The sequence below is a fragment of the Veillonella parvula genome, from assembly GCF_902810435.1.
Taxonomy (GTDB): domain Bacteria; phylum Bacillota; class Negativicutes; order Veillonellales; family Veillonellaceae; genus Veillonella.
In genome coordinates, this window is record NZ_LR778174.1 from 1,222,050 (window position 1) to 1,234,285 (window position 12,236).

A 12,236-nucleotide genomic window follows, 5' to 3' on the forward strand; every position below is an offset into this window, starting at 1 on the left:
ATAACCTCTATTCTTCATCACCGTGTACGGCATGCATGGCCGCCACATAGCCTGTGGAAAAGGCAGCTTGTAAATTATAGCCTCCTGTAAAAGCATCTATGTCTAGTACTTCACCAGCACCATATAAACCACCAATCAATTTAGACTCCATAGTTTTAGGATTAAATTCTTTTAATGAAATACCACCTGCTGTAACAATAGCTTCCGCTACAGGTCGTAATTCCTTAACAGTTACTGTCATATGTTGCAATACATGGCATAAGCGCAAACGCTCTTCCTTTGTAATTTGATTAATTGGTTTAGCCGGATTTAACTCAGCAAGCTTTATAACAATGGGAATAAGATTTACAGGTAGTAAATCCTTCATCCCATTAGCCAATTGTTTTTTAGAATATAAATCAAAATCCTTTTGCAAGCGCTTATCCAATACTTCTGCAGTCAAGGCAGGCTTAAGATTAATTTCAATAGTAATTTGAGGATTTTTCTTACGAAGCAACTTACCTACCGTGTGACTTAATGATAAAATTGTAGGCCCCGTAAGGCCAAAATGAGTAAACATCATTTCCCCAAATTGTTTAGCTTGTACCTTACTTTTAGAAATTACGGAAACCTCAACATTACGAAGACTAAGCCCCATAATTTCCTTTACCCACGTTTCGTTTGTAACGATAGGAACCAAGGATGGACGAATATCAGTAATAGTATGTCCCACTTTTTCGGCTAAAACGTAACCATCACCAGTAGAGCCTGTCAATGGATAAGATGCACCACCAGTACAAATAATAGCAGCATCACAAGCATATTGTTCCTTATCCGTTGTAACACCAACTACACGATTTTCCTGTACAGAAATCGATGTAACAGGTTCATTTAAATGAACTTGAACATTATACTTTTTTAGGATTTTCATAAAGATATTGCGTACTTCTAATGCAGAATCGGATTCAGGAAACACTCGTCCCCCACGTTCTACTTTAGTTTTTAACCCCCAGCTATGCAATAGGTCCAGAAGATCTTCATTACTAAAGCGTTCATAAGCACCGTACAAGAACTTACCATTACCAGGCGTATTTTTTATAAATTCGGCCATATCTGCACTATTCGTAATATTACAGCGACCTTTACCGGTAATGCCCATTTTCTTACCAACCATATTCATTTTTTCCAATAAGATGACGCGTGCTCCTTCACGGCCTGCTATAACAGCTGCCATTAGACCTGCCGCACCACCGCCAATGACTATGATTTGCTTCATGCCTTATCTGTCCCCAATGCTTTTAGCGCTTTTACTTCACGAATTGTTAGTTGACGAGAAGCGCCTCGTTTCACACCACCTAAAGTAAGACCAGCATACGCAATACGTTTTAAATTATGAATACGGTAGCCAAAGTGTTCAAACATACGACGAACTTGACGATTACGACCTTCATGAATTGTAATTTCTACTTCATGTACACCATTATGATCATCAAAACCTAAATCTACAATTGTTGCAGGTGCAGTTATACCATCTTCAAGCTCTACACCATTTGCAATAATTTGTAAATCATCATCGCGAACACGACCTTTGATACGAACTTCATAAGTCTTTTCCACGCCTTTAGATGGGTGCGTTAGATTTTGTGCCAACTCTCCATCATTCGTAAGCAGTAACAAACCTTCTGTATATAAATCGAGACGACCAATAGGGTAAATTCGTTTCGTTTCATTTTTTATATAATCTAAAACCGTTTCTCGACCTTGAGGGTCAGACACAGATGTAATGACCCCCTTTGGCTTATTTAACAAATAATATACTGGTTTCTCTTGGGCCAATAATTGGCCATTAACCTTAACCTTATCTTTTTGTGGATTAATTTTGACCCCTAATTCGGTTACCTTGCGACCATTGACCTGTACTTTACCTTCTGTAATTAGTTCTTCTGCCTTACGCCGTGATGCAATACCACAACTGGCAATATATTTTTGTAATCGTTCCATGCTATCCTTCTGTTTCCGAAACTTCTTGATGTAAGGCTTCTATCGATTCTACACCAGCACTTCTCAAAAATTCATCAGTCGTGCCATATAGAATCGGTCTACCTACAGTATCCTTATGACCTAATTCAGCTATAAGAGATCGAGTCAATAATTGTTTTATAATTTTATCGCTATTTACACCGCGAACCTCTTCGATTTCAGCCTTTGTAATAGGCTGCTTATAAGCGATAACAGCTAATGTTTCCATGGCCGCATTAGATAATTTATCTTCTCTTTTACGAATATGACCAACATAATCAGCACATTCAACAGCGCTGACTAATTCAACACCGGCTCCAGATATACGTATTCGAATACCTCGATTCTGTTCTTCTAGTTCTCGTTGTAATTCTTCTATATATTTTTGTGTCTCCTCTGTGGAAAGCCCAAACACTTCTGCTAACATATCTATCGATATAGGCTTTGCCGATGAAAACAAAACGGCTTCTAAATGCATCGTTGGTAAGCTCATATAGCCCCCTTTCTACACGGCCCTCTCTAAGGTAGCAGTGAATATAATATCATCATCTTCATAGCGCATTTCCATAACTTGTTGTTTTAATAATTCTAAAACAGCCATAAAGATGGTTACCATACCACTTTTCGTTTCAATTGCTACTAATAATTCCCTAAAATATAAACATTCGCCACGATGTATACGACTAGACAAGGATATAATCATGTCCTCTAAACTATACGTATCCTTTTCAACCTTTACCTCACGAATCGTCTCTTCTTCTGGTAACTCTTTAGCCCGTTTTATAGTTTGATAAAAAATTTGATATAACTGTGAAAGTTCCAAATTATATACACTATCTAATCCAATCACACTCGTTTCTTCAGGACGACTAAATATATTCGCAGATACAGCGGTACGCTCCATTAATAGAGATGTAATATCCTTAATTTTCTTAAATTCTACTAATTTTGCTACCAACTCGTCACGTGGATCCTCTGCTTCATCAGGCTCAGGTTCAGCCTTAGGTAATAACATGCGTGATTTAATCTGTAATAAGGTAGATGCCATAACAAGAAATTCACTACTATAATGAATATCAAAATGGTTCCAATTGTCTAGATATGCCAAGTATTGACTCGTTATTTCAACGATAGGAATATCGGTAATTTCTATTTTATGTTTTTCAATGAGATGCAAGAGCAGATCAAGGGGACCTTCAAAAACGTCCAACTTGTAGTTATAATCTCCCATAAAACCCAATCCTCAGAAAAAATGTTTTTAACTATATAATTATAAAGCATTTATAGTAGTACTTTCAAATAATTGTTTTTTTTACACTCATCTGCTATCTTTATTATTGTAATTATTTTATATTAAAAAAAGATACGTTATTGTGTATTCCTTTTAGAGAGGATTTATTATGTCATCGAGTGTGAGGCAAATTGGGCGAAATCCAATTTTTCGCTTTGGTATTATAGGTATTGTTTTATATATCATCTTATTTTTAATTTATGAGCCCATAACCTTAGGGCTTGATGTAGAGGATATTACGATTTTAGCTGTACCAACAATTGTAGGTACCTTTTTATTTCAATATTTTATGGGGTGTACCGTTTTCCACAGGCCTTTTTTAGGGTATGGCCTAGTCGGAATCTTATGGGCACTTACCTTTCCTCTTTTATTCCATTGGTCCTATGTGAAGCCATTATACTTCTATGAATTTGCTAATGATTTTTTATTTGGCTTATTAATTTTCATGGGATTATCAGGCATTCAGTTTTTACTGAACCAAACAAATCGCTTCCATAAAACAACATCCTTAATCATGGCTATCATTTCCATGATTCTGAGCTTAATACCATTCTTACAAATTGGCTATTACATGACTACTTGGCATTGCTTAACGCCAGCCAGTCTGCTAGCCGTATATATGACCAATCCAGAAGAAGCATTTGGTTTTTTAAAGAATGCAGCTGGAATACCTGGTCTTATAGCAATAAGTATTGGTCTTATCTTATGGACTTATTTATTGTACTGGTCTAACTTAGGGATGAAAGCAGTAGTAAACTTAAATACTACACGCCCTATGCGCTCAGCTATGCTTATCGCATCCCTTGTAGCTTTTTTAGTATATGTACCATTCTTCTTGTTCCCACAAACCTGTATTGTGGCGAACTGGATTGCTGCAGGCGATTATGTAAAACAAATGCAACAATATAATGATAATCACCACTTAGTATTTGATTCCTTTAATTTAGACACAAAGGAAACAGCGGTGAACAAAACACCTGGTACTATTATTCTAGTCATTGGAGAATCTAGTTCTCGAGATTATATGAAAGTATATAATCCAAACTTCCCATATGACGATACTCCATGGCAAGGCAATATGCGTTCGGACAATAAAGACTTTGTCTTCTTTGATAATGCCTATTCATCGTACGTACAAACAGTACCAACCTTGGAGCGTGCACTATCTGAACGAAATCAATATGATGATAAACCATTTCTTGATTCAGCCAATATCTTAGATATTGCTAAAAAAGCGGGATACACGACTTCTTGGTTTAGCAATCAAGGTGTATTCGGTGAATATGATACAGCTATTTCATTAATGGCTAAAACTGCAGACACAACAAAATGGGCCCATGAATCTTATGCATTCTCAGATCGATATGATGAAGCTCTATTGCCATTATTAGAAACTGTAGATCCTACCAAAAACAACTTTATCGTTATACATATTATGGGTAGTCATATTTATTACAATGACCGTTACCCTCATGAATTTAGCAAGTGGAAACAAGGTCCGTATCCTGATGGTCAAGAAGCATATGCTAACAGCCAATTATACACAGACTGGTTATTACAACAAATTTACAATTATGGCAAAGACAAATTAAACTTACAAGCCATGGTGTATTTCTCCGATCACGGTGAAAGTTTAGACAAATCGCATAACCCTGATACATTTGATTTTGTTATGACACATATTCCATTCTGGGTATACCTATCTCCACAATATCGCTCAACCTATCCACAGACTGCTGAGGTACTTGCAAAACACGAGCATCAATTCTTTACTAATGATTTGCTATACGATACATTAGTTGGTCTCATGCATGCTTCAAGTCAACGATATGATGCAACACGAGATTTTAGTAATGCTCAATATCGATTTAATCTACATAACTTAACTACATTACTTGGTGAACAACCATTAGCAAATGATCCTGTTAATGCAAACAAGTAGTCTTTAATTAATATTGTAGCCATTATTTTTCTATTATATTGAGTTATTTTACTAGTAAAATAACTTGATATAATCAAAAAGAGATGAGTTAAACTCATCTCTTTTTTTCTGCAAGTAAAAGCTCTATATCATTTTCAGTATAAATTGTTATATTCTTTTCAAGTAGAGCCTCTACAGTACATCCATGGCCATTTTTCAGTGTTCTAGTAAAAGTTCCATCATAAATGCGCTTATATCCACAGCTAGGACTTTTCGCCTTCATCAAAGCTTGCTTGCAACCATATTTTTGTGCAATATCAACTGTTAGTTGAGCACCTCTTACAAACTCATCGGTAACATCAGCTCCATTAACAGTACATATACGTTCACCCTGCCGCTCAGCAGGATCACGAGGCGTACTAAGTCCCCCTAACACTTCCGGACATACAGGTACTAATTCATAATATTCCTTTAGAGCCTCTATCGTTTCTATATAATTGTCTTTGCCATCATATCGACAATGTACACCAAATAGGCATTCACTAATTAATAACTTAGGTTTCTTATTCATAGATTTATCTATCTCTTATATATTTATACGTAACTTATAGTAATAATTTTCACAAATCGTTTTAATTGTATATAAGAAAAAAGACTAACCCTAAGTTAGTCTTAATTGGTGCCGAGGACCGGAATCGAACCGGTACGGTTGTTTCCAACCGACGGATTTTAAGTCCGTTGCGTCTGCCTGTTCCGCCACCCCGGCATGGGTAACGATTGTGGAGGCGGCACCCAGAATCGAACTGGGGAATAAAGGTTTTGCAGACCTCTGCCTTACCGCTTGGCTATGCCGCCATATAAAATTGGAGCGGGAAACGAGATTCGAACTCGCGACCCCCGCCTTGGCAAGGCGGTGCTCTACCGCTGAGCTATTCCCGCATATAAATGGTGCCTCAGGACAGAATCGAACTGTCGACACACGGATTTTCAGTCCGTTGCTCTACCAACTGAGCTACCGAGGCATAAATGGCGACCCCGATCAGATTTGAACTGACGATCTTCGCCGTGACAGGGCGACATGTTAACCGCTACACCACGGGGCCGTAACCAAAGTACTTGCTTAGTATATCGGTTATCAGGACTTTTGTCAACACTATACTACAATATTTTTAATAAATTCTTCCTCATTTTTTAATATGGTAGATTCCCTATGTCCTGGCTCAACAATCAAATCCTTGGACAAAGTTAAAAGATATTTCAAACTCTTAATCAAATCAGCTGGATCACTTTTATAAGTATCTGTATTTCCCACATTTTGCTTAAATAAGGTATCACCAGTAAATAGATACCCTTCAATTTCTAAACAAACCGATCCCGCACTATGCCCAGGTGTATGATGAACTAATATATCAAAAGGATCTAAATTTAATTGCCCCTCTACTAAATCATTACAATGTGTATACATTTTTTTCTTATATACACTTGGTCTCCGTCGAATTAACTGTAACAACTCTTGATCTAAAGGATGTAAATAAGCGGGAATATTATAATGTGTACACACTTCATCCAAGGCTGACACATGATCACAATGACCATGTGTCAATAAAACTGCTATGGGTTCAGAATCTGCAACCATATCAATAATGTGGTTACAATGAAAGCCCGGATCAATAATTATAGATTTTCCCTCTTTGATAAGCACATAACAATTTGCTTTATAAAGCCCTAGAGGACGTTTTATAACTTCCATATAGTTCCCGCCCTCCTATAGAATACGATATCGTTTAGGAACCTCTTTTTTAATAAAATACCCTTCCCAAAACTGAGGGTGAAGCATAACTAAAATCGTAAATAACTCCAAACGACCTAGTAACATGTCTACAATAGCAATACATTTAGCAGTATCCGGCATAACATTAAAGGAATCAGTAGGACCAAAGCCACCAAACCCTAGTCCTACATTGCTAAGAAAGGCCGTAACCACTTGCATAGAATCATATGTATTAAGACCAGTACAAGTCATTAGAAAAACAGATACCACATAAATCATTAAATATAAAAATAAAAATTGATGTGTCATCTGGATCCATTTAGTAGGCATCGGTTTACCATTAATACGTACTACTTGAACCATATCAGGATGAATTGATTTTCGCAGATAAATTATAGAACTCTTAATCAAAATAATAAGTCGTATAATTTTTACACCGCCCGTTGTAGAACCACTACAACCACCAAAAAATGTACAAATAAATAACATCATCTGTGCTGCAGCAGGCCACAAATCATAATCACTAATAGCAAAACCACTACCAGTTTGAAGCGAAACTAAATTAAAGGCAGCATTTCTAACAATCTCTAAAGGACTAGAATAGCTAGATTGTAATGCTAGAGATATTGATACAATGGCAATACCAATAAACACTACAAGCCAGTACATACGTGTTTCAAAATCATTAATTAAAACGCGAATTCCTTTTTGAAGTGCATTGTAATACACAGAGAAATTGCCACCAGCAAGAAACATAAAGAATATAAATACGAAACAAATATAATTACTTTGTTCATAAATAAAAGCCCCTGCTGATGTCGGTGCAAATCCACCCGTGGCAATAATAGAAAAGGCATAGTTTAACGCATCAAAAGGTTCAATGCCTCCAGCCCACAGCATAAGAAAGCAAAGAGCAGTAAAGGCAATATACAACTGCCAAAGCTTTGTAGCCATTGATTGAATACGCGGCATTACAACACCAGGCTTTGGTACAGATGCCTCTGCATTAAAGAAATGTGCTGCATCTGCTCCTAAATTCTTTAAAAATGATAAGATAAGGACGATGATCCCCATTCCTCCAACCCAGTGCATAAGACCACGCCACAATACAAATGTGTTTGGTAACGTATCAACACTATAAATAATAGTGGCCCCAGTTGCAGTAATACCCGAAGTGGCTTCAAATAAAGCATCAAAAACATTAGTCAATATGCCACTCCCCAAAAAAGGTAAAGCCCCCAAAATAACCGTGAATATCCAAGTAGAGGATACAACTAAGAACCCATCACGAATACTAAAGCTTTGACTTTCACAACCGTAATAAGATAAAAGCGTCCCCAAAACTAAAGAAAGGCTTGTGGTTATAAGGAATGACCAATATGCAGTTTCAAATACAACACTGTATATAAAAGGGATTAAAGTAAAAACCCCAAATATATAGAGTAGTCGACCCACTAAGGACATAACGATTTGAATTCGCATAACCCCTCCTTACTAAGTAAGATATTTAAGCAATTTGCTTACCGATTCAGGTAATGTAAAGAGAACGATATGATCACCATCTAAAATTTGAGTATTACCACGAGGTACGATAGCTTCATTTTCCCGTAAAATTACACCTACCAAGGCCTTCCCAGGTAAACGAATATCTTTTAATTGTTTACCTGCCACAGGTGATTCATTGGTAATTTCAATCTCGATAGATTCGGCTTTACCACCTTCAAAGGTGGAAATAGATACAACCCCTTCTCCACTTCGTACAAAGCGCAAAATTTGACTTGCTGTTAATAAACGTGGAGAAAATACAACATCAATACCTACTTGCTCCATCAGCATAATATATTCCGGCCGACCCACACGAACAACGGTCTTTTGGATACCCATATGCTTCCCTACAAGTGCTACAAGTAAGTTAAGTTTATCATCATCTGTTAGAGCAATAATTACATCGCTATCAGCAATTTCCTCAGCTTCGAGCAAATCAAAATCAGTACCATCCCCATTGATAACCATGGCTTTATCCACTTGATTTGCCAGTTTCTCACAACGGTCAAAGTCTTTTTCAATAACCTTCACAGAAAAACCAGCTTTTTCTAGTAATACAGTTAAGTTACGACCTAAGAGACCTGCCCCAATGATTACAGCCCGTTTATAGAATGTATTATAATTATGGAACCAAAGTTTCTCCACTTCAGAAACGGACTCTTTCAAACCTAGAAAAAATACACTATCATCAGCCTGTAAGCGACTTTCACCATGCGGAATAATCATTTCACCATAGCGCAAAATACCAACTAATAGAACACCTTCAGGAAAGCGAATTTCTTTTAGTGGCTGTTCTAATAGAGGAAATTCATTATTCAATTTGAATTCCATAAGGCGCACAGCACCCTGACCGAACTCCTCAACATCTATAGCTGATGGTGTTTCTAAAATTTGTAGTAACTCTTGAGCTGTAACCATTTCAGGATTGATGAAAAGATCAACACCTAATTGAGCTCGTATCTCCTCATCCATATGTTCCGCCACACTATTATCACGAACGCGTGCAATAGTTGTAGGCACACCTTTTATTTTAGCTACCGAACAGGATAGCATATTAACCTCATCTGAATCAGTAACAGCAATAAACATACCAACATCAGACATATCGATTTCATTCAATAATTGAACATCACTGCCATTTCCTAAAACTAGGCTAACATCTAATGTATTTTCAAGATTATGAATGCGTTCTGGTGAGCGATCGATAACATATACATCATGATCGTCTTGAATAAGACGTTGTGCTAATGAATAACCAACCTTACCAGCGCCTACAATGACAATTTTCATCGTCTTTATTCCTCATCTTGGGGCTCATCACTAACAAGAGGTGTCCATTGGCGACCTATGTCGGTAAGCAATGTCCAACCATCCTCCTGAACAATTTTTTTCTCTTTCATTAAATGCCCTAAGGCACGTTTGAACGCAGCCTTACTAATATTGAACTTATCTTTAATCAACATCGCTGAAGACTCATCACTATATGGCATCTTTCCACCGCGATTTAAAAGATATTCCATAATAATATCACCATCTGAAACAAGAGCTTTTTCCTTTGTAGGGCGCATAGATACATTGACACGACCATCATCGCGTTTGAAAGTAATACGACCTTCAATCATTTCCCCTACTTTTAACTTTCTCGTCATTTCAGAACGATGTAAAAAGGCAATCCAACGCTCAGGAGTGATAAAAAATGCCCCCTCACTCGTTAAGTTATAGATAGCACCTTTTACAAGTTGACCAACCGTAGCTTCAGTAGCAGCTTTAGAGGCACGACGCATTTCATCATCTACATCCATGGAGACCGCAAAACGGCCAGATTTATCTGTATAAAGACGAACCCACACCTTTTCCCCTACCTGAGGGCGACCACGCATCTCCGCATGAGGCATAAAGATACCACGTTCTGTGCCAACCTCAACGAAGCAACCAAAATTTGTCGTATTGATGACCTCAACATAACCAATTTGGCCAACCTTCATAGCTGGTAAACGCATAGAAGCAGTTAAACGCCCCTTTGGATCGCGATATAAAAATACTTCTACCGCATCTCCTATAGTAACTGGTGAAGTTTGTTGATCTTTATGAAGCAAAATATCATCATTTGTATTGCCTGTTTGACCATCTAGAAAAGCACCTTGGTCACTAGTACGCAATACTTTCAATGTGGCAATTGTATTTTCCAACAATTCTGTAGCCATATTATACTCCTTCAAATGGAACTCGACCAGCGTCATTCCACAATTCTTCTAAACCGTAGAATTCACGCAATTCATCACCACCAAAGACATGACAAATTATATCGCCAAAATCCAATAAGATCCATTCACCTTCACGATAACCTTCTCTATGCTGTACGGTTATACCTAATTCGGCTGCTTTATCTTCCATTTCATCAGCAATGCTTTGAGATTGCTTACTATTATTTGCACTGGCAATCAAAAAATAATCACCTAACATTGAAATACCTTCTAAATCAAGAATTTCAATATCTCTGCCCTTTTTATCAAATGCAGCTTGTGCAAGTTCTAATACGATTTGTTTAATATCTTCTTTCTTTTTCATTATATTGCCTCTTATCTTATCGCTTACTACCGCTCTCCTCACCTGGTTCTGTGGGCTTTGTAATAGTGCCCCCATTATGTTCCGATTCAGGTGCAACTTTCGACATACTATTTGTTGGTGCAGATATAAATTGCGTCATTTCATTAGCTGGTAAATTACCCATTGTAATACCCACTAAACGCTGAGCTTCCGTAGGGTTTACCTTCCAATAAGTCGTTTCACCTATAAGCTCTTTTTCACCAGGAAGAATATAGAAGTGGATCTCTTCCTTATTAATTTTGCTCGCATTATATACCAGTTTAATAGCATCTAAAGTGGAGATATTACTATCAAAATGCTCCCAAATACGCCAAATATGCCATGCATTTGTTAAGAAAAATGCATTATGCTCTTGTTCCACCCACAACTTTAAGAATCGCTCTTGTCGTTGCACACGAGTAAAGGTATCGTGTTTAGGATCAGAATATCGTAAATATGCTAAGGCATTATTACTATCTAATGTTTGATAACCACGTCGTAAATCAATATCCTTATTGCCTTCTGCATCAACATGTTCCATCGGTTGCTCTACATAAATTTGTTGATTCCCTAACACATCATTAGTTTTCTTGAAAGCATCTTGATTAACTACCACGTAGTATGGTATTGAAATATGGAACATATCCTCAATAACAGCTTTAGTAAGTTCAATGCCTCCTTTTTCATAAATACTATTTAACATAGTCGCATCGGTTTGATCACGATTATCGATTTTACTATTACTTGGAATGCCGATAACGTCCATCGTTTTTTGATCAAGGTTTACAGATAATAGGAATAGACTATCACCTTGACTAGGATTATTGTCATCAGTGCCGATAACCAAAATATATAAAGGTTTATCTAAGCCTTTTTGCTCTACTGATACAGTATTTGCGTCCTGTTTATTTTCACTATCTATCACGGCTTCAGTAGCTTCAGTAGTTCCGACAATTGCTCTATATGCATAAGATACACCACTATATATGCCATACCCTATCCCACCGAGCAAAGTAAAAACTACAACAATAGCCAGAATAACTCTGGGCCACTTCACAGATGACTTTTGTTGACGTCTTTTTCTACGTCGGCGAGCTCTTGCTCGTTCACGTTCGTCCATATAA

At 37.2% G+C, this 12,236-nt stretch carries 12 protein-coding genes and 5 tRNA genes; 1 reads left to right on the forward strand and 16 read right to left on the reverse strand.

The window, feature by feature from the left end:
* Positions 1–7: 7 nt before the first annotated feature.
* The 4 genes from FNLLGLLA_RS05515 to FNLLGLLA_RS05530 are packed head-to-tail and all read right to left on the reverse strand — an operon-like array spanning position 8 to position 3,229.
* Complete coding sequence (locus FNLLGLLA_RS05515; protein WP_156697518.1) at positions 8–1,255, reverse strand: BaiN/RdsA family NAD(P)/FAD-dependent oxidoreductase; 1,248 nt, start codon at positions 1,253–1,255, stop codon at positions 8–10.
* Entirely contained in the window at positions 1,252–1,980 is a 729-nt protein-coding gene (locus FNLLGLLA_RS05520) for a pseudouridine synthase (protein ID WP_004697430.1), read from the reverse strand. The genes FNLLGLLA_RS05515 and FNLLGLLA_RS05520 overlap by 4 nt, the downstream gene beginning before the upstream one ends.
* A gap of 1 nt (position 1,981) precedes the next feature.
* Positions 1,982–2,491 (reverse strand): SMC-Scp complex subunit ScpB, encoded by a 510-nt coding sequence (scpB, locus tag FNLLGLLA_RS05525; RefSeq protein WP_119562923.1) that lies wholly within the window; start codon positions 2,489–2,491, stop codon positions 1,982–1,984.
* A gap of 12 nt (positions 2,492–2,503) precedes the next feature.
* The gene (locus FNLLGLLA_RS05530; protein ID WP_156697517.1) at positions 2,504–3,229 is read right to left on the reverse strand and encodes a segregation and condensation protein A; all 726 of its coding nucleotides are present in this window, start codon (positions 3,227–3,229) and stop codon (positions 2,504–2,506) included.
* 169 nt (positions 3,230–3,398) lie between these two features.
* Here FNLLGLLA_RS05530 and FNLLGLLA_RS05535 point away from each other — a divergent pair, with 169 nt between their 5' ends.
* Positions 3,399–5,231 carry a phosphoethanolamine transferase gene (locus FNLLGLLA_RS05535; protein ID WP_156697516.1) on the forward strand — a complete coding sequence of 611 codons (1,833 nt, stop codon included), beginning with the start codon at positions 3,399–3,401 and terminating at the stop codon, positions 5,229–5,231.
* A 94-nt stretch (positions 5,232–5,325) separates the two neighbouring features.
* On the opposite strand, the gene FNLLGLLA_RS05540 is transcribed toward FNLLGLLA_RS05535, so the two are convergent.
* The 12 genes from FNLLGLLA_RS05540 to FNLLGLLA_RS05595 all read right to left on the reverse strand — a co-directional run bounded on the left by FNLLGLLA_RS05540 (position 5,326) and on the right by FNLLGLLA_RS05595 (position 12,232).
* Positions 5,326–5,781 carry a 2-thiouracil desulfurase family protein gene (locus FNLLGLLA_RS05540; RefSeq protein WP_156697515.1) on the reverse strand — a complete coding sequence of 152 codons (456 nt, stop codon included), beginning with the start codon at positions 5,779–5,781 and terminating at the stop codon, positions 5,326–5,328.
* A 106-nt stretch (positions 5,782–5,887) separates the two neighbouring features.
* Positions 5,888–5,976, reverse strand: a tRNA-Leu gene (locus tag FNLLGLLA_RS05545).
* A gap of 14 nt (positions 5,977–5,990) precedes the next feature.
* Positions 5,991–6,065: transfer RNA gene (locus FNLLGLLA_RS05550), tRNA-Cys, on the reverse strand.
* 9 nt (positions 6,066–6,074) lie between these two features.
* Positions 6,075–6,149: transfer RNA gene (locus FNLLGLLA_RS05555), tRNA-Gly, on the reverse strand.
* A gap of 7 nt (positions 6,150–6,156) precedes the next feature.
* Positions 6,157–6,232: transfer RNA gene (locus FNLLGLLA_RS05560), tRNA-Phe, on the reverse strand.
* A 5-nt stretch (positions 6,233–6,237) separates the two neighbouring features.
* Positions 6,238–6,313: transfer RNA gene (locus FNLLGLLA_RS05565), tRNA-Asp, on the reverse strand.
* A gap of 50 nt (positions 6,314–6,363) precedes the next feature.
* Positions 6,364–6,960, reverse strand: a complete 597-nt coding sequence (locus FNLLGLLA_RS05570) for an MBL fold metallo-hydrolase (protein ID WP_156697514.1) — start codon at positions 6,958–6,960, stop codon at positions 6,364–6,366.
* 15 nt (positions 6,961–6,975) lie between these two features.
* The gene (locus FNLLGLLA_RS05575; protein WP_156697513.1) at positions 6,976–8,463 is read right to left on the reverse strand and encodes a TrkH family potassium uptake protein; all 1,488 of its coding nucleotides are present in this window, start codon (positions 8,461–8,463) and stop codon (positions 6,976–6,978) included.
* A 12-nt stretch (positions 8,464–8,475) separates the two neighbouring features.
* Entirely contained in the window at positions 8,476–9,816 is a 1,341-nt protein-coding gene (gene trkA, locus FNLLGLLA_RS05580; protein ID WP_118091457.1) for a Trk system potassium transporter TrkA, read from the reverse strand.
* Positions 9,817–9,821: 5 nt separating this feature from the next.
* Positions 9,822–10,730: a CvfB family protein gene (locus FNLLGLLA_RS05585; RefSeq protein WP_174892301.1), complete on the reverse strand. Its 909-nt coding sequence runs from the start codon at positions 10,728–10,730 to the stop codon at positions 9,822–9,824.
* A gap of 1 nt (position 10,731) precedes the next feature.
* A complete protein-coding gene (rsfS, locus tag FNLLGLLA_RS05590) occupies positions 10,732–11,094 on the reverse strand; it encodes a ribosome silencing factor (RefSeq protein ID WP_039964929.1) in 363 nt (120 codons plus the stop codon).
* A 16-nt stretch (positions 11,095–11,110) separates the two neighbouring features.
* Entirely contained in the window at positions 11,111–12,232 is a 1,122-nt protein-coding gene (locus FNLLGLLA_RS05595) for an LCP family protein (RefSeq protein WP_156697512.1), read from the reverse strand.
* Positions 12,233–12,236 lie beyond the last annotated feature (4 nt).